Here is an 18,085-nt window from a genome sequence, read left to right as displayed (position 1 = left end):
GTATTAGTTCTTTCTCCCCCTGCTTCCCTTGCTTCCCCTGCTCCCTGCTCCCTGCTCCCCTCTTTCAAATGTCCAGATACTCTTAGAACCTGATATAAATATAATACTACGGTTAATTTATCGGAGAATAGTAATTTGGTCATGGTATCTTTATATGCAAATTTAACTAGTTTAAACAGTAATAATACTAGGGAAATTTTTGCCCGAAGATCGTTTTTGCCAGAGCATCAAAATGGACTTTGGAAAATTGAAACGGGTTTTGTCAGGACTTTTACCTATTTGGAAGATGGCACAACCGTTGCTTTGGGATTATGGGGCCCTGGAGATATCGTTGGTAAGTCTTTGTCAAAATTAGAACCTTATCAGATGGAATGCCTAACTAAAGTGGAGGCAACAGTCTTACCTTTAGAGCAGTGGACTCAACTAACAGAAACTCTACTTGCTCATATCCAACAGGCTCAAGAATTGATGGTTATTCGTAGCCATAAAAAAGTTGATACCATGCTAATCAAGCTGTTGGCATGGTTATCCAAAAAGTTTGGTTCGGAAGTTGAGAAGGGACGTTTAATAGATATGCGTCTGACTCACGAAGACTTAGCGGAAATGCTCGGTTCAACTCGTGTTACCATAACTCGTGTTCTTGGTCAGTTTGAGCAAGAGGGTTTGATTAATCGTCTTTCCCTACATCGAATTGTGCTGCGAGAAGAAGAAATTTGGTACTACGAAATTTAGATTATTTCAATAAAACCAGCTATCGTCGTCTGCATTCGGCTTGCCCACGATTCTCAGATTCAATGATTCTAGGTAAGCCAAACCGCTAGAGATTTGTGATACTGTTCCCCGTGATTCAATGTCAAAGCATCCTTCTCCATCTGTATTTGGTTGTATCATTGCCTTGGTAATATTAACTACCAAACCGTAAGCAGAAATTAACTGTGAAATCACAGGCGCTTGCAGATAGCATTTAGGAATATATATCCGCAGACGAATCTGAGTGACTTGGCTTTTTTTATAGACTGAAGAAACCAGTGATAATCTGGTTTGACGGTTATTTAGTGCTGCCATTGGATAGTGATAATTTTATCAATTAGCGTAGGCGTAGCCCGTCGTAGACATCGCTATAAACGCTAGACAAATCCAGCCAAATCGGTAGCCCCAGTTTTTCTAAATAACTTAGGCTAGAGTAAAGTTGCTTGGTTCTCCCCCACAAATCTAAGTCAAACCAGCCGTCATCTTCCGTATCAGGTTGAAGTGTAGCACTGGTAATATTTACTGTGAGTCCATAATGAGAAACTAACTCAGAAATCACCGGCTCTTTGTAATAAGATTTTAAGACGCACAGTTGCAAGCGTAATCGATTGGTTTGACCCAGAGAAATCCATTGCTGGAATTGTTCTTGCCATTGATTTGTCAGCCATGCAGAGTCTTTAGGACTCAGTTTGCTAGCTGGATTTGGGAAAGGTAAAGGGTGCTGGTTTGGTTGAATGTGGTTAGCGATCGCTAATTCCAGTAAATTCACTCCCAATCCCTGCAAGTAAGATAGGCTATTTGTCAGTTTTTGGGGATTTCCTGAAAGTTCCAAATCAAACCAGCCATCGCTGTCACTATCGGATGTCAGGGATGCTGCTTTGATATTGACAGTTAAACCATAACGAGACACCAGTCTGGAAATTACAGGTTGCCTGTGATATTTCTGAGGCACGAGAATCCGACTGTGGACTGAAGCGGGTTCTACAGATTTACTCTGAGACATCAGATTAATTCCCCATAGCGATGCCTGCGGTATGCTGCGCCTACGCAATTTTTGGGTTTGGCAGAAAATCTTGTTGATGCCATACCCTTACAATTCAATTGTGCTTGCATGTCAGCCTTATAGAGATTTTCATCTTTTTAGATATTGTTAAAATACGGTAACTCTATCGATTTAATGAATCTATTGTTATGTAAAGGAGAGTCTCACAAAGACTACAAAAAAGCAATAAGTAAATTTACGCAAAAAATGCTTAATTTATGTTATATGCGTTGTCTGGCGATCGCATACGCCCAAATCTTGAATTGATCTAAAATGTCGATGTGACAGCGATAGTGACCGACTTGATAAATGTCGTTGACAGTCAAACTTTTATTATTACGTTAGCGCCCGCCTTTGGTTGCAGGTGGGTATCTTCCCAAACTAGATTTTTGCCAAATGGGTGGATTCTATCCCACTGCGTCTCTACTGTACCGAATTGCTTGACAAATTCGCCACTCCAATGTTGTTTAAAGTGATAAACCTCTGCCTTCTCTAGCTTCAGGAGTTTGCAAAGTTCTTGATAGGCAGTATCGAGAATAATTTCAGTGTTCACAGAAGAGCGAATATTTCTTACCACTTACGTCAAGGCACGTTGTAGCAGAATTGCAAGATGCAATTCTGCTGTGAGTTGTTTGATTTGTTCTAAAATTTATACCTCTTAACTTTGCAAACATCCTCTTCCTCTTCATATTATTTTTAGTAAAATTTTATTTACTTTTGCTCAAGCTTCATATTAGCAACATCTATTTAGTAAGGGAAAGCGGTTATCACTGAAGGATGCAGAATTCTGATGTATTAGATACGCGCTTAAACATAGATTTTCTAAACAGATTCTTCTTAAATTTATAAGGATTGTCGTGTCAAGTAGAAGAGAAGTGTTGGAACATTATTCTGCCTACGTTTCTGTTAAATCTATTTGTCCATAAGACAGAAAAACTTTCATAACCTACCGTAGCTAGAATATGCATCTACCAGAAAATTCAAATTTAGATATAGCCACCTGTCAAGCTTGGCTTTGCCCAAATCTTAAAATTCACTGGCAAATACTTTCTGTATCTGACTCCGAACAAGTGCTTTTACAAGCAATTAAAAAAGAGCAAAATTTTATATTTTCAACAACTGAAGGCTACGCCCTAAAACATTTCGATGGAACCTTTACAGTCAAACAGGTTCAGGAAAAGTGTCAACAGGAGTTTGGGGAGGAAATTGAACCTACTTTCATAGAAAAATTGTCTGAGTTGAGAGTATTATCTATCCCCAAAAAGAATGAAATACAAAAACTAAGTGCTGAACAAACCACTAAAAATATAAAATTGTATCGACTAAAATCTACTGTGCAGTGGATATGGCACACAGATGAATATTGGTTATTACGGCTGCAAAATACAGACAATATTGCTTATGTACAAGTCAGTAATTATGATAAAAACCTGATTTTGCAATTAGGTAAATTGCCAGTAGAAAACATTGTAGATAAATATAAAATTAATGCTCAGTATCTGCAAGAACTATTACAAAATTTAGCAGTAAAAGGAATGCTAGAGGGAATTGAACCACCAAAAGTCCCGAAAAAGTTCAGTATATTTAAAATACTGTTTTTTAAGTTTCGCCTATTTAATCCCGATAATTGGCTCAACCGTAATATTAAGAATTTTAGGTTTATTTTCACAACAGAGTTTTGTTTCTTACTCTGCATGTTTTTAGGCTTTACTACCGTCCTTGCTTTTTCAAAACAAGAGAGAATTTATAACCTGGGGCAGGAGTTATGGAGTAGTCAAGGTTCTAGTTTAATAATTCCTTTTGTTCTGCTGATGATGTTAGTGGTATCTATTCATGAACTAGGTCATGCTTTCACATTGAAACATTACAAAGGTGTTGTTTTAGACATAGGACTAATGTTTATCTGCCTATTCCCAGGAGCATATACCAATACGACTGATGCTTATGGCTTAGTTAAACGCAGACAACGCACTTTAGTGATGGCAGCAGGGGTAATTTGTCAAGTAGTTATTTGGGGAATTGCATTGTGTTTATGGAGTATATCAACGCCAGGAAATTGGTTTTATAGAGCTACCTATTTATTAATGCTAGCAGCCCAATTTACCTTAGCTCTTAATCTCAACCCACTTAATAAATTTGATGGCTATTATTTGGTGGAAGCAATAACGGGAATTAACCATTTACGTAAAAGGTCATTTGCATATTATGCTCAACTATGGCGAAGAGAACCTAGTCCTGAACGTACTGAGGATATAGGAATTCTAGCGGTTTATGCTCCTGCTTGTTTACTGTATATCACCTGGCTTTTGGTTAACTTATTTTTCTGGATTTGGCATTTATATACGCCATATTTTCCAGTAAATTAGTTGAATTTAATTCTAAACACTATTATCGATAGGAAAGTAAAATCATGAAATTTTCTCAACTAAAAATTACTAAAGCTGTTTTAATTGCAGGTGTATTGGGAGTAACGTCTCTTCTTTGCCTAATAAATGTAGAACCTTCAAGTGCAGCTAATTATTATAACCCTTCTAGTCCCTGCAAAACATCTGTTCCTGAGCCTTCTCCTTTTATCGGTGTATTAGTTTTTGGGATTTTAGGTGGAGGGTGTCTACTCAAGCAGCGACTGAGGAAAAAAGTTGATGACTTAAATAATAACACTTGCTCATCAATGAATGCTTTCTATACATCAAATAATCAACAACCTCGACAAATACCATTGTTACTCTCAGATGAACAGAGTGAAGGAAATTATCAACCTCTTTCTTCATCCTTAGAATTGCAACTAATTGATCCTACGGAAATAATCTAAAAAAAATTACTAGGAAATTGAACTGGCTAATACTGGGAAAACAGCCATGCTTATGGCGAGTAGCTAGGGCTGATATATCTACCTCAATTAATTTTTTGCTATTTTTAAGGGTGCATTTATGAGTCTATTTGGATTTGGTGGAAAGAAAGGTCAGAATGCTAAAAAATCTAAGAAATCAAAACCGAGAGAAGTATGGCAAGGTAAAAGTTTTGCTTTAGATGATATTATTACTCCTAGTGTTTTTGTCGGTGGTGGCGAAAATTCGCCTGACCCATTTTTAATTGATTTACATACTGTTCCAGGTTCGGAAATAGATTTGAGTCAAAGTGACTTATTACAGGCACTAGATCCAAATAGCCTAGAGTTACTAAATCAACCACATCTTTCCTTATTAGATCGTCAAACAATGAGTGATTGGCTGGTTGACCCTAGTTATCAGCCTTTGCCATTCTTTGATAATCCCGGAGTATCTACAAATTCACTTACTGAAAATGTATCAATACTGCACAGTCCAGATGCTTGCCCGGTAGATTCTCCACCACCAGGGTCTGGTACTCATCCTGGTGTTACTGCTGGTACATCTGGTTGGCCTAATTTTGAGCTTCCAGATGTAAATTCTACTGTCCCTATATTGCCTTTTGACCCGTTGGGGACAGATAAACCTCCTAAATATAATTTTAAAAAATCAGATCAGGCTTTAATTGGAGTGATTGATACAGGATTTAATGCCAAGAATCCAGATATTGATTATAGTCGGGTGAAGTTGGGAAGGGATTTAGTTGATAATGACAATAATCCCTTACTTTCCAATGGTGAAGGTAACGAACACGGCACTCATGTACTAGGTATTATTGGCGCAACTCAAGATAACGGTATTGGCATAGATGGTATTAATGACCAAGCACCAATTTGGGTAGGTCGTGCCATTGGTTCGGGTAAATGGGCTGAATCATTGAAAGAATTTGTTGATGAATTTAAGACATCTGGGCAACCAAATGGTGTAGTTAATCTAAGCTTTGACCTGACTCAAACTAACCCCGATGGTAGCGTAACAACACGCTATGAATTAACTCCACAAGAACGAGCGGTGTTGGAATATGCGCGGCAAAATGGGGTAATCGTTGTAGTCGCAGCCGGAAACGATGGGGGAACTATGTCTGCCCTCGGTCAAGCTTCTCAGGAGTTTGACAATATTATCACCGTTGGTTCAGTAGACTTTAACAAGCAAAAAACTGAATATTCTAATTATGGCTATGGTCTGGACTTAATGGCTTATGGCGGCACACCAGAGCAACCAATCATTTCTACTATGGGTGATGGTGTTGACATTGATGAAGAAGAAGCACCAGAAGATGAAATGTCTGCCAATGCCAAAAATGCTTTTGATGAAGTATTTGGATCTTTTAGCGATACTAGTTTAAACGATTTAGAAATCGATGAACAAGAATTAGCAAATCTCACACCCGAAGAGCGTCAAGTTTATGAGCAAGCTACCAAAGATATTGACCAACTTCTACAAGATTATTTAGGTGCAGCCAGCCAAAAAATAGCTTTAGAGTATGTTGATGGTTATTATCTGGCCAGTGTTGATGCTCTTGACAAATTTGTTAATGCCTTTGATGGTGATTTGGGCAATACAATGCTCAAAGCGCAAGAAATTTTAGACGATGCTGGTATTAGCACAGACACGGCAGCTAAAACTAATGAGACTAATGCTGATTTTTCCATACCTCTAGATTTACAGCAGATTCGGAGTTTATGAGGTACAGTAGCAGCAATTTGTAAACCAATTTTTAAGATGTTCAGGATTAATTAATTCAAGTGCTATTTTAATTAAACCATCGACTCCAGATACAGTCATGGGAGAAAATTGTTTCAGGAACGCTTTTAACTGTGACCACCAATATTCAATGGGGTTAAATTCAGGGGAATAAGGAGACAGGTACAAAGCACTTGCACCAACAGATTCAATTAAGGGTTTAATTTCTGCGACTTGATGTGCAGGAAGATTATCCATCACAACTACTGCACCAACCCATAATTGTGGAAGCAAAAAATGTAAGGGTAAAGACTTTATATGCATTTCCATCCATTGAGCCATTTAAAGTCATGACAGCCAAAACTTTCTTGAGGCTGATTCCCCCAATTACACTTACTTTCGCACCTCGGTAATATGGTTTAAAATCATACACCCTACTGCCGCGATCGCTTCTGGCATGAGTCCGAGTTAAACCAAGTAAAACACCCATTTCATCAATAAAAACAAGGTCTTCTGGATCTATGTGTTTTACTTTCTCCCAATACTCTATTCTCAGCTTTTGGACTCTTTCTGTTTTCGCTTGGCTACTGCGTAAAGTCTTTTTTTTCGTGTTAGTTTTTGTTTTTGTAATGCACAACACATTACACTTGCACATACCCAAACGTTATATTTTTCTCCAAAATACTCGCAGTATTCTAATAAAGTTGCATCTGGGTGGCTTTTAACCATTTCGGCTAATTCGCTACCGTACTCATCCAATTTACCCTTGATTGTCCCACCCTGCTTTTTGGGTTCTAGATGACCTTGGATTTTCTGTAGCTGGAGGAGCTTTTGTACATAGCTTTTCGCTACACCAAATTGAACAGCAACTTTTCTGACTGACGTGCCACCTCTTTCGTATGCATTTACTATTTTTTCTCGCAGATCGACTGAGTACGGTTTCATTGTAATTCTTCATGCACTAATATTTAGTGTGCCTCATTTACCTCAAATCTGCTGTAATAAGGTTGCTGAATCAGTCAATACCGTTACAAACACTATCTCTAATGGTTTTAATGGAGTTAAATCCTTCTTTGGTTGGTAGGTAAATTCAAATATAGGGGGTTTCCATCTGTTCATTGGTGTCAACTTAAGTACACCCGTAAGGGCACGGCACTGCCGTGCCCCTACACCTAGCGATATAATGTTGTACCGCATCTGAATGGGAACCGCTATAAAGCCCAAATTTTTTCGGTGTAATGCCCCTAGCAATGGCTAAAAAATTAGATAGTCTACTGCAAGTTGTTCGGCTCTATTATTAACTATCAAGAAAACTATTTTTGACCTGCTAGTTAATATTTTGAATGTGACTGCCCCAGAACCTAGTAATTAAAGTGCGATCGCACTTTTTCAGAGGTGATTTTTTAGAGCGATCGCCTAGAGATGTTGTCAACTCTAGGTTCTAAGTTGAAAAATTAGGGAATAGCAATCAAACTACTTTACCAATCGGTTGCTATAGGATCATCCCAGACTTCTAACTCCAATTCGTGGAGATAGGTTAGTGCGCTCTGAATTTGTGCATCTGTATCACTCTAGACAATTGGGGAGCAGGGAGTCAGGGCAAAAACTTGAGAGCATATCTTACTATGCCCTTGTATTGCCTTCTCCCAAATGGGGTAACGGTTTATTTTACCGTCAAGTACCCCACTGATAACCGAATGGCATTAAGAAAATCTCTAAGCTTTGCAAGATTGTCGCTATGCTTGACAGAGACAGTGGAATTAGATGTACGGGTGGTTCCGTGCTGAAGTAACGAGGTTTTCAGACATTTTTTATAATAGTATTTAAAGCTGATGAATTAAAGGAGACTGTGACTACTACACTACACTGGCAAGAGCGGGTTGGTAATCAAAGGGATTGGGTTTGGCGCGGCTGGCAAACTCGCTATACTTACATTCGCCCTACCCAAAATCATCAGAAGACAACGCCCCTGATATTGCTACATGGCTTTGGCGCTTCCATTGGTCATTGGCGACATAATTTAGAAGTGTTGGCTGAACATCACACTGTTTACGCCATCGATATGCTGGGTTTTGGTGCTTCGGAAAAAGCCGCAGCTAATTACAGCATCGAACTCTGGGTTGAGCAGGTTTACGATTTTTGGAAAACATTTATCCGTGAACCAGCGATTTTGGTGGGCAATTCCAACGGTTCGCTGATTTCGATGGCCGCCGCAGCTACCCACCCCGATATGGTGCTGGGTATGGTGATGATGAGTTTACCAGACCCTTCACTAGAGCAAGAAGCAATTCCGCCTGTGTTGCAACCAGTTGTCAGAGCAATTAAAAATATTGTCGCTTCGCCGTTGATTCTAAAACCCGTGTTTAACTTCGTGCGCCGTCCTGGGGTGCTGCGTCGTTGGGCTAGTATCGCCTACGCCAACCCAGAGGCGATTACCGATGAACTCATAGAAATTTTAGCTGGCCCTCCCCAAGATAGAGGTTCGGCGAGGGCTTTTAGTGCTTTGTTCAAAGCTGCGATCGGAATTAACTTTAGTCCCAGTGTCAAGATAGTGTTACCAACCTTAACAATCCCGATGCTGTTAATTTGGGGACAAAAGGATCGGTTTGTTCCCCCAGCCCTGGCTAGCCAATTCGCCCAGTACAACGAGAAGTTGGAAGTGCTGAATTTGGAAAACGTAGGGCATTGTCCCCATGATGAATGTCCTGAACTAGTTAACCAAGCTATTTTAGATTGGATTGAGAGATGGGTTAGCGTAGGCGATGCCCGCGGCGGGCATCGCCAGGCATCACTTAGTTCCTAAATATGATGCAATGGCAGCGATCGCACTAGCCAATCCCACTATTGAATTTTAAATTGCTTAACGCCTAGCCAATCGTGGCCTGGTTAGTATCAACATCTGTAGCCCCATTCACAGAATTAGCTACAGAAACCATCTTATTGAGAATTTCTTGGCTGGGAACTGTCCCTTTCAACACCACTGTGCTACCCGTCTGAGCAACCCAAAGGGTATTAACATCATCAAGTTGGGGATCTTGATCGAATGCCAACGCTACCCGCTTTGCCAAGCCACTTTGGTCGTATTCGCCGCTTAATCCCAAACGTTCTGGGGGTATTGATTCCGTAGCAACGTTACTACTCGTATCTGGCGCTATTGACTGTGGAGTAGGATTTACTTCTGCATTTTCGGGTTTTTCCATTCCAAATAATCTTTGCAACCAACCCATAAAAATTTTTCTCCTATTAGAGGCTTAATTAAAGCTGAGTATAAAAGGTTTACCAAAATTCCGCATCTACCTATGAAAAGAGATTCATTGAATGAAACTCTTCCTTGCAGAATGATTTTTACCCAATTTATCCTTAGAGAGTGCAATGAGTGCAACTATTGAGTTTACAATAAAAGGTCGCACTGACAATTAGTGCAGTAGTACATCACAGTAGAAAAAACATACATTTTACAAAATGTCAAGAGTTTAAAACTCAAGGAATTTTGAATTTTGAATGAGTGAATTCTGCAAAGTGGTACTAGTGTCTGCGTTACTCAATTCCTGCTCTAGCCTCTATTGGCGAAGATGAAACATACCCTTTCAGTTCTGGTAGAAGATGAGGCGGGTGTTCTTTCCCGCATTTCTGGTTTATTCGCCCGTCGCGGTTTTAATATTGAAAGCCTTGCTGTTGGCCCTGCTGAACAAGGAGGAGTCTCCCGCATTACGATGGTTGTACCTGGTGACGATCGCGTGATCGAGCAACTCACCAAGCAACTATATAAGTTAGTCAATGTTCTTAAGGTACAGGATATTACCGAAAACCCTTGCGTAGAGAGGGAACTGATGCTTTTGAAGGTGAATGCTAGCACCAGCAATCGCTCAGAAGTGATCGAATTGTCTCAGATTTTCCGGGCGCGAGTCGTGGATGTAGCTGAAGATTTTCTCACCTTAGAAGTTGTGGGAGATCCGGGTAAGATGGTAGCGATCGTGCAGGTGTTGCAAAAATTTGGTTTGAAAGAAATCGCCCGCACTGGGAAAATTGCTCTGACTCGTGAATCGGGTGTGAATACCGAGTTACTCAAGTCTTTGGAAGCAAAAGTTTAAGTAGGTTGGTGCAATTAAAGCTAAATGGCAAAGGCTATCATTTGTCCTTTGTCATTGCTTATTAGTAAGGGTTTTAAGCCTGTTTGCCTTTTGTAACATATAGCAACCGCCTTGGTGGTTAGGACATATATACAGCGATCGCTCTACAAGAAAAGAGACTACTTTCAATTTATGCTCAAACCGCCTTGACGGTTGCTATAAGTACAGAAGTTCGCTACTTCGCCTGAATTGGTGTTAGGGCTACACCTTGATAATAATGTCCCAAAATTTGCAGGTGGTTAACTCCTTGCCGAGCCAGATTGTACGCCCCCCACTGACTCATACCCAAAGCATGACCGTAGCCAAGCCCTTGCAGTACAAAACTTCCATCGGCTCCCTTGGTAACAGTAAAGCGAGTACTTTTTAGCTTCAGGGCTGTTCGCACTTCCTCACCCTGTAGCACCTTCGTACCCTTATTGCCGACAATTCTCAAGACTTTGACACTGCGGAAAGGCGAGTATGTCTCTGGAGTCATCGCCGTCACACTGCCAACTCCCGGAAATTTAGCGCTAATTTCAGTGGGCGAGAAGGTTTTCACCCAATTACACTCGCTGATATTTTGATCGTAGTCTTGAACAGCGCGTAGGTAAGGCTCGCGGCTTCCCCAAACATCTTCTACATTTTCAGTGTGTCCCCCAGAACAAGCGTGGAAAACTGAGAGAATAATCTGGTTTTTGTAAGTTAGTACCTGCCCTAGTGTGGAATCCACTGCGGCGTAAGTAGCAGGAGCTTCACTGATGACACCTTTGTAAATTTGCCAACGATCGGGGGTATTACCTAAATCGAAAACGGGATTATTCCGTTGTTTTTCTCGTTCGTAAAGAGCATAAGTGCGGGCTGCGATCGCTTGGGCTTTTAGAGCCTCTTGGGGCCAGCTAGCATCCATTTCCCCACCAAGAACGCTATAAAGATATTCTTGATCGTCAACCCAATTAACAGCCGTTAAGCCTTTTTCTGTGGGAACAACCAGAGTTCTGCCCCGATACCAGCGATCGCCAATATAAACGAATCCTTTACCTGTTGGCTCAATCCAAAATAAACCAGACTGCCACTTATCTAAAGCAACTCCGCCAGGAATAGCTTGGGCATAATATGCACTCATTGCTGGTAACTGTCCGAGAGTTCGTCCGGTACTATCCTTGACAATCCCAGTGGTGGAACTGCCCACTTTTACCTGATTAACACCCCTCTCAATTGCCACGCGCAGAATTACAGACGCTTGCGCTGGGGCAACCAAAGCAATCCATAAAAGGACACTTACCCACCAATGACGTACTTTAATCTGGGAAAATAAAAAGCCTAAGTAAAGTTGGAATTTCATGCTGGTCATCTAATCACACTAGTATCTAATTGACGCTCTAGGTTTTTGCGTCTACTACTTTAAGATGAGACACCTCTCCAACGCAGGAGGTTGCCACCTCCTACTAATTATGCATTTTGCTTTACCTGTCAGCGATAAATCAGCTAAAGAAGCCAGGGCGAGAATTCCTCTCCTCTACCTGTTCCCAATCCCCAATCGCCAATCTTACGATGCCAATACCTTTTGAGAATTGCTCACTTCATTAGCGATGATTCCAATTAAATTCAAATTACTCAAAATTTCTGTAGCTTGAGTCAGTTCACTTCGGGTTACTTTACCCATGCGCTCTACCATCACAATCCCATTGCAAAAAGATGCCACAATCCTGGCATCAACTGTACCTAAAATAGACGGAGCATCTATCAGCACTAAGTCATAACTTTGCTCAAACAACTCTATTAGTTCTTTCATTCTTCGAGAACTGAGCAACTTTACCGTGTCTTCTGGTTCTGGCCCAGCAGTCAAAATATCAATTGAAGGATGAATAGGCTGGATGTAATCTTGAAAATGAGTAGTTGTCTCATCAACTAATAACAGAGAGAGTCCCCAGTCGTTGGATAATTCTAGGATTTTGTGCAAGCTAGGGTTGTGCAAATTAGCATCAATAACTAATACCCGTCGGTGCATCCGAGTAGCACTAGCTACAAGCCCTAATACTAAGGTTGTCTTCCCTTCTCCTGGTAGTGCTGAAGTAAACATCAACGACTTGAAAGGTAAGGGATATTTTAATATCTGAATATTTTGGTAGATCATATCCAGGTTCTCATGGACGGGCAATTTAGTCGTGGCTTCTATTACAGAGTCATTTGCTCGGCGCTGTCCATTCCAAGGCATTCCCAGCCGCCGCTTTTTCCCACCATGTGACGGTAGTTTTGGTACCGATCCCAGTACACGGAGATTCGTCAGCTTCTTTAAATCTCCCGCACAATAAATAGCATCATTAAATTTTTCCAAAATCAGAGCTGCTAAGATACCTAAAATCGGCCCAATTACCGCTCCCCCAAGCAAAAGTAATAATCTGTTGCTCCCCATATAAGTCCCTAGAGTCGGTTCTGTCAAAATTTGCCAATTATATCCCTCCTGAGCAATTTTCAGTCCTAAAGACTGTTGCACTTGCAGGAGTTGTTCAAGAGTTTTATGACTACTTTCTACTTTTGGGAGGAGACGATTATACTCTGCTATTAAGCTTGGATATTTGTTTAGATCGGAACGGAGTCGCTGTTCTGACTCGGCTAGATTTTTTTCATTGGCAGTTAGTCCTAAAACAGTTGTCTGCACTAAAATAAACTCGTCTATTAACGTTGGATCTACCCCTACCATTTGCCCTTTTAAAAGGGGTTCTCCCTTACTGCTAGTAGTAATAGATTTCACCTCTTGTCGTAATAGCGACAATTGACTTTGGCGTTGCTGCTTTAGTTTTTGTACTGATGGATAATCGTCTGTATAGCGCAGTCGCTCTTTAGCCAATGCTAGTTCTGTCTTTTGAATTTCACTCAATAATGTTTGATAGCGGCTTGACTGATTTAAACGAGAAGAAATTAGTTCATTCTGTTGGGATGAAGACGCTATTTGTTGTTCTAGGTTGTCGTAGCGAGCGTTTGCATCTTGAAGGTTGGCACGAGTGCTTTGTAGCTGGTTTTGAATATCGGCTAGAGATTCTAACAGGATTTTACTTTGGACTTCGGGATCGAGTAATTTATGTTTTTTGCGAAATTGTTCTAAATTCTTATCAGCTTTACTGACCTCTTTTTTTATCTCAGGTAGACGAGTATTTACAAAAGCCAGTCCATGATTCAGGCGTTCTTTTTGTTGTTCTTTATTGTAGCTTTGATAGACTTTTTGTAGAGCTTGAAGTATTTTTTGAGCTTTGACTGGATCTTCATCATGGAAAGAAACTTTAAATACTTGACTAAAAACTTGATTAACTCCTATACCTCCCTCTTCTGGAGTTACTTCTAGAGGTGATTTTTTATTCTGTTTTGTCTGACCATTGATATCTGCTAAGGTAATATCAGGATAATCAGAATGAAGTAAATCTACAGCTTTCTGGAGAAGCTTATAACTCAGCATGAGTTTCATCTGAGTAGTTGAATCAACAACCAGAGAATTAGAATTAGTAACCTGAGTATCTGCCTCGACTGGAATATTATTTGACTGTGCCCCTTGAGATAAATTGGAATTCACCAATATCTGCATATTGCTCTGGTAAGCAGGTTTGGCAATGACAGCTAAGAGACTAGTCGCTGACATAACTACGCAGGAAACCCCGAAGATCAGAAAGCGGCGGCGAAGCAAAATAGTAGATAGTTGTCTGATGTCAACCGCGCTTTGTGCTGAAGTTGTAACCTGTTGCTCTTGATTCAGACTAATCTTAGCCACTATCAAACTCCTCTAATATCGAAACACTATATTTATTTGGAAGATTTATGAGAAATGCGAAATTTTTTTTACACCTATAGCCGCAATAGCATACTTAATTATTCTTCCAAGGATGACAAGCTAACTTGGCACAATATTATGCCAACTGGCGCTTTCATGTTCATCAATTCATGCATATAAATTCTTAATCAGTGTTGGAAGAATAAATTTTCAATAAATATTTTATTTAAGAAAGAAAAATCTTGACGGAAAATTAATTATTTTTCCTAAGTATTGAAGTAAAAAGTTCTCTGACATACACCACTACTATAGATTAAAGTTATTTTGATAACTTGTAATATAAAAAACACATTTAGAAAAACATTTAACCCATAATATTTATATATTTTTGATACACTTAGCTAACCGTAAATTATTGGTTAATTAGTTGACTTACTCGCAAAAATCAACTGCTGTCTATTTGCTGGATGTTATGAGTTGGATTACTAAACTCCAAGGTAGAACGTAGTTAATTTTAGATTTTAGATTAGAAGAGTTCAATAGGAAATCCAAAATCCAAAATCTAAAATCCAAAATTCAAACGCCTACCTTGGTTAACTCTACTTCCCGTCGTCTGGGTACTTCATGAATCATGAAATCATAAGCCATGTCAGTACGGGGAAAAATAGCACGGGCTTCCTTAAGGAGATCCTTCAATTCTAAGGTATTACCGGGAGCATAGCGGGGACTGAAATGGCTCATAATCAGTCGATGTGCCCCAGCAGCTAAAGCTGTTTGCGCTGCCATTGTGGTTGTGGAATGCAAGCGCTGAAAAGCCATGTCTGCATCTTGATGGGCAAAGGTTGCTTCGTGAATTAACACATCTGCATCTTGAGCTAATTTTACTGCACCATCACAATAAATAGTGTCTGTACAATAGGCGATTTTCCGACCAATTTCTGTAGGGCCGCATAATTGAGTGCCATCAATTACCCGTCCGTCGTCAAGGGTAACAGTTTCACCGCGTTTGAGTTGACCGTAAATGCGGCCAGAAGGAATTTCCAACGCTTTGGCTTTTTCCACATCAAAGCGTCCTGTCCGGTCTTTTTCGGCTACGCGGTAGCCGAAAGCTGTAATGCGGTGATGCAAATTACCGCAGCTAACGGTGAAGTCATTGTCTTCATAAATTACCCCTGGACGGATGGCATGAACTTTAATAGGGTAAGAAAAGTGTGTGTAGGAGTAACGGGAGGCGGATTGAATGTAATCATTTAATCCAGGTGGCCCATAGATATCAATTCGTTCCACATTGCCAGCCAAGCCGCAAGTAGCAAGAAGTCCCATCAAGCCAAAGATGTGGTCGCCGTGCATGTGGGTGATAAAAATTCGGGAGAGTTGACTGATTTTCAGTTCACTCCGCATTATTTGATGCTGGGTGCCTTCACCACAGTCGAATAACCACAGTTCTGCCCTTTGGGGTAATCTCAGGGCGACACTGGAAACATTGCGCGATCGCGTCGGTACACCGGAACTCGTCCCTAAGAATGTTATCTGCACAGTGTTCTTTAGTCTTCCTATTGCTCAATATTGCAGCTCTATTTTCTATAGTGACACGGTTATTGATTTATTTTTTGCTCGTCTCTAAATCAGTAAAATTTAGTTTATCCGCCTAGCCATTGTAGTGGCAGAGTCACAATTACTGTTGTGCCAACATTTTCCTCACTTTCTAATTGAACATGACCACCATGTAACTCCACACATTTTTTAACTATAGTGAGTCCTAGTCCTGTTCCTTGAATTACACCCACATTACTGGCCCGATAAAAGGTTTGAAACAGACAAATTTGGTCTTTGAGGGGAATACCCATTCCCCGATCTCTTACCTGGAAAGTTGCCAGACCATCTTTGCAAATCAAATCAAACCAAATAGTGCTATTTGGAGGGGAATATTTGATGGCGTTGGAAATCAAATTCGTGAAGATACAATTGAGGAGGTCTTCATCCATTTGAGCTTGGGTGGATTCACCTTGAAAGGTAAAAATAATGCTGTGCTGACTACCTGCATTGACTTGTAGAATATCTGTAAGTTCAATACAGAATTTTTCTAAATCCAGAAATGTCGGTTTGTATTCTAGTTTAGCTGCTTCAGTTTTACTCAAAAATAGGATCTCATCTAAGAGATTGAGCATCTGGTTGATAGCATTTTGAATTCGATCGAAGTATTTAGTTCTGCGATCGTCAGTTAGTTTTTCACTGTTATATTCAAGGATATCTACAGCCGTCCGAATCGTAGTCATGGGGGTACGAAACTCGTGGGAGACCATTGCTACAAAGTTCGATTTTAATTCGTTGAGTTCTTGTTCTTTTGCCAGTGCCTGACGGGTACGTTCTTCGCTATCCCGGAGTTGGTTGAGAATTTCGCTCCTTTCAATGGCATAGCGAATGGCACGCACTAACTGTTGTATCGTTATTTGATCTTTAACGAGATAGTCTTGTGCGCCTTCTGCTAAAGCTTGCATTGCTAAATCTTCATCATCAAGCCCTGTTAATACCACAACTGGGATATCGGGGACTGCTGCCCGAAATTCTTTCAAGGTATCGAGTCCAATAGAGTCAGGGAGGCTAAGGTCTAATAAAACCAGGTCGAATCTGCGTTGCTTGCGACTCTCTATCTGAGAATCATCAACAGTGGACGCGGAGTTTTCCCTGCTAGCATATATTGCTTCAGATAGCCGTTCAACATGTAACATCTGCCATTGTTCTCGATCTGGATGAAAAAATATCCGACGTAGCAGATGGGCATCACTAGGACTATCTTCTACTAATAAAATGTGAATTATAGGTTTTTCCATAGTACAGGGTTATATCAAGTTGTTAGATAATCACCTGATTTGCTATTGGTTCAGACAGGGCTTATTTCTCTGCTGTTATAAGCAACAATTTAAATTACCAACCCCATTCCGTTCGTGGTAGTGTCACTGCTATCAGCCAGAAATCTTTAGATCGACTGCACAACCTGAATAAACTGCTAGACATCAATAGGCTTTGTTACGTAGCAATTAGCACTGAGATTATCAGAACGTAGTATATCTGCTCATCATTTGAGGTAGTAGTTATGACAACAGGAATGCATTCAAGATTTGGGTCTGATTTGATTTCTGTTAACACTTCCCGCCCATCCATACCTGGGGGATTCTGGTTGAGTAAGATTAAGTCTGGACGGGGAAATTAGCGAACTCTTCTTGCTCCCCTAAGTAGTTCATAGCACTTTCACCATCTTCAACCCAGTACAAGTTGTTGGCAATTTGGGCATTTAAGAAGCTTGTGATGGCTAGATTAGCATCACTAGGAGAGTTTTCAACTAGCAAAACTTCAATGGGTCGCAATGCCTGATTATGAATCATGCAGTTATTAGTAAGTTATTAGGCAGGTGTAAAGTACATATATTTAAAGATACCTTAATTTGCGTTCAGGGTAAGATAAAGTACTGTTCCTACGCTCGGTTCCGACTCAGCCTAGATGCGATCGCCATATCGCTCGACGATTTTTTTACAAATAGCTAGACGAGTGCCTGTATCAGGAAATTTTCGACGAATAAGGGATGATAGCTTTACACATAGCGATCGCTATATGTAAATTACTAAGAGCTACATCGAGTCCAGTATTGCAGTCCACGAGGGTAAATTACTGACGGCGAGTCCCCACGCGAGAATAAATTAGCAAGTCTTGAATCAACGGCGCTATTCACTATTCGTACAGAATTGATTCTGACTTCTGACTTCTGATATTCTGTTTTCTTGATACTCCCCACCGCGTAGGCGGATGGGGATTCTTAAGCAATCCAGAAACGGATTCTCAAAGGTGCTATCAATGC

General features: G+C 40.4%; 19 protein-coding genes. 6 read left to right on the top strand and 13 right to left on the bottom strand.

Features of this window, described 5'->3' with window-relative positions; genetic code table 11:
- Window positions 1–141 precede the first annotated feature (141 nt).
- Window positions 142–732, top strand: coding sequence for a Crp/Fnr family transcriptional regulator (locus CDG77_RS28810; protein ID WP_094332679.1), 591 nt, complete (start codon window positions 142–144; stop codon window positions 730–732).
- Window positions 733–738: 6 nt separating this feature from the next.
- Here CDG77_RS28810 and CDG77_RS28805 read toward each other — a convergent pair whose 3' ends face one another.
- From CDG77_RS28805 to CDG77_RS38060, 3 genes are all read right to left on the bottom strand, one after another.
- Complete coding sequence (locus CDG77_RS28805; RefSeq protein WP_094332678.1) at window positions 739–1,065, bottom strand: NIL domain-containing protein; 327 nt, start codon at window positions 1,063–1,065, stop codon at window positions 739–741.
- A gap of 22 nt (window positions 1,066–1,087) precedes the next feature.
- The gene (locus tag CDG77_RS28800; protein ID WP_094332677.1) at window positions 1,088–1,753 is read right to left on the bottom strand and encodes an NIL domain-containing protein; all 666 of its coding nucleotides are present in this window, start codon (window positions 1,751–1,753) and stop codon (window positions 1,088–1,090) included.
- A 361-nt stretch (window positions 1,754–2,114) separates the two neighbouring features.
- Window positions 2,115–2,345, bottom strand: a complete 231-nt coding sequence (locus tag CDG77_RS38060; RefSeq protein WP_223270034.1) for a hypothetical protein — start codon at window positions 2,343–2,345, stop codon at window positions 2,115–2,117.
- A gap of 517 nt (window positions 2,346–2,862) precedes the next feature.
- Between CDG77_RS38060 and CDG77_RS28790 the strand changes: the two genes are divergently transcribed.
- The 3 genes from CDG77_RS28790 to CDG77_RS28780 all read left to right on the top strand — a co-directional run bounded on the left by CDG77_RS28790 (window position 2,863) and on the right by CDG77_RS28780 (window position 6,366).
- Entirely contained in the window at window positions 2,863–4,158 is a 1,296-nt protein-coding gene (locus tag CDG77_RS28790; protein WP_223270033.1) for a site-2 protease family protein, read from the top strand.
- A 44-nt stretch (window positions 4,159–4,202) separates the two neighbouring features.
- Entirely contained in the window at window positions 4,203–4,604 is a 402-nt protein-coding gene (locus CDG77_RS28785) for a hypothetical protein (protein ID WP_094332675.1), read from the top strand.
- Between the two features lie 118 nt (window positions 4,605–4,722).
- Complete coding sequence (locus CDG77_RS28780) at window positions 4,723–6,366, top strand: S8 family peptidase (RefSeq protein ID WP_094332674.1); 1,644 nt, start codon at window positions 4,723–4,725, stop codon at window positions 6,364–6,366.
- Here the strand turns inward: CDG77_RS28780 and CDG77_RS38720 are convergent.
- From CDG77_RS38720 to CDG77_RS35835, 4 genes are read right to left on the bottom strand one after another with little or no spacing between them, the layout of a single operon-like run.
- Window positions 6,361–6,657 carry a transposase gene (locus CDG77_RS38720; RefSeq protein ID WP_262985182.1) on the bottom strand — a complete coding sequence of 99 codons (297 nt, stop codon included), beginning with the start codon at window positions 6,655–6,657 and terminating at the stop codon, window positions 6,361–6,363. The two genes, CDG77_RS28780 and CDG77_RS38720, sit on opposite strands and share 6 nt — an antisense overlap.
- Window positions 6,614–7,018 (bottom strand): transposase, encoded by a 405-nt coding sequence (locus CDG77_RS38715; RefSeq protein ID WP_094332672.1) that lies wholly within the window; start codon window positions 7,016–7,018, stop codon window positions 6,614–6,616. The genes CDG77_RS38720 and CDG77_RS38715 overlap by 44 nt, the downstream gene beginning before the upstream one ends.
- The gene (locus tag CDG77_RS28765) at window positions 6,916–7,308 is read right to left on the bottom strand and encodes a helix-turn-helix domain-containing protein (protein ID WP_094332671.1); all 393 of its coding nucleotides are present in this window, start codon (window positions 7,306–7,308) and stop codon (window positions 6,916–6,918) included. The genes CDG77_RS38715 and CDG77_RS28765 overlap by 103 nt, the downstream gene beginning before the upstream one ends.
- Before the next feature lie 42 nt (window positions 7,309–7,350).
- Window positions 7,351–7,560, bottom strand: coding sequence for a hypothetical protein (locus CDG77_RS35835; RefSeq protein WP_143857112.1), 210 nt, complete (start codon window positions 7,558–7,560; stop codon window positions 7,351–7,353).
- A 652-nt stretch (window positions 7,561–8,212) separates the two neighbouring features.
- Here CDG77_RS35835 and CDG77_RS28760 point away from each other — a divergent pair.
- Window positions 8,213–9,166, top strand: coding sequence for an alpha/beta fold hydrolase (locus CDG77_RS28760; protein ID WP_094332670.1), 954 nt, complete (start codon window positions 8,213–8,215; stop codon window positions 9,164–9,166).
- A 64-nt stretch (window positions 9,167–9,230) separates the two neighbouring features.
- On the opposite strand, the gene CDG77_RS28755 is transcribed toward CDG77_RS28760, so the two are convergent.
- The gene (locus CDG77_RS28755; RefSeq protein ID WP_094332669.1) at window positions 9,231–9,590 is read right to left on the bottom strand and encodes a BON domain-containing protein; all 360 of its coding nucleotides are present in this window, start codon (window positions 9,588–9,590) and stop codon (window positions 9,231–9,233) included.
- 345 nt (window positions 9,591–9,935) lie between these two features.
- On the opposite strand from CDG77_RS28755, the gene ilvN reads away from it, so the two are divergent.
- Window positions 9,936–10,454 carry an acetolactate synthase small subunit gene (ilvN, locus tag CDG77_RS28750; protein ID WP_094332668.1) on the top strand — a complete coding sequence of 173 codons (519 nt, stop codon included), beginning with the start codon at window positions 9,936–9,938 and terminating at the stop codon, window positions 10,452–10,454.
- Between the two features lie 214 nt (window positions 10,455–10,668).
- On the opposite strand, the gene CDG77_RS28745 is transcribed toward ilvN, so the two are convergent.
- The 5 genes from CDG77_RS28745 to CDG77_RS39220 all read right to left on the bottom strand — a co-directional run bounded on the left by CDG77_RS28745 (window position 10,669) and on the right by CDG77_RS39220 (window position 17,615).
- Window positions 10,669–11,814 (bottom strand): SpoIID/LytB domain-containing protein, encoded by a 1,146-nt coding sequence (locus CDG77_RS28745; RefSeq protein WP_094332667.1) that lies wholly within the window; start codon window positions 11,812–11,814, stop codon window positions 10,669–10,671.
- A gap of 204 nt (window positions 11,815–12,018) precedes the next feature.
- On the bottom strand, window positions 12,019–14,232 hold the full coding sequence (locus CDG77_RS28740) for a GumC family protein (protein ID WP_181154476.1): 2,214 nt from the start codon (window positions 14,230–14,232) through the stop codon (window positions 12,019–12,021).
- A 576-nt stretch (window positions 14,233–14,808) separates the two neighbouring features.
- The gene (locus CDG77_RS28735) at window positions 14,809–15,768 is read right to left on the bottom strand and encodes a ribonuclease Z (RefSeq protein ID WP_094332666.1); all 960 of its coding nucleotides are present in this window, start codon (window positions 15,766–15,768) and stop codon (window positions 14,809–14,811) included.
- Window positions 15,769–15,872: 104 nt separating this feature from the next.
- Window positions 15,873–17,063 carry a hybrid sensor histidine kinase/response regulator gene (locus tag CDG77_RS28730; protein WP_094332665.1) on the bottom strand — a complete coding sequence of 397 codons (1,191 nt, stop codon included), beginning with the start codon at window positions 17,061–17,063 and terminating at the stop codon, window positions 15,873–15,875.
- Window positions 17,064–17,420: 357 nt separating this feature from the next.
- Window positions 17,421–17,615 carry a hypothetical protein gene (locus CDG77_RS39220; protein ID WP_442946445.1) on the bottom strand — a complete coding sequence of 65 codons (195 nt, stop codon included), beginning with the start codon at window positions 17,613–17,615 and terminating at the stop codon, window positions 17,421–17,423.
- Between the last annotated feature and the right edge of the window lie 470 nt (window positions 17,616–18,085).

Source organism: Nostoc sp. 'Peltigera membranacea cyanobiont' 213 (assembly GCF_002245975.1).
Taxonomy (GTDB): domain Bacteria; phylum Cyanobacteriota; class Cyanobacteriia; order Cyanobacteriales; family Nostocaceae; genus Nostoc.
The sequence above is the reverse complement of the archived record's forward strand: the minus strand, read 5'-3'. Positions and strand labels throughout refer to the sequence as shown.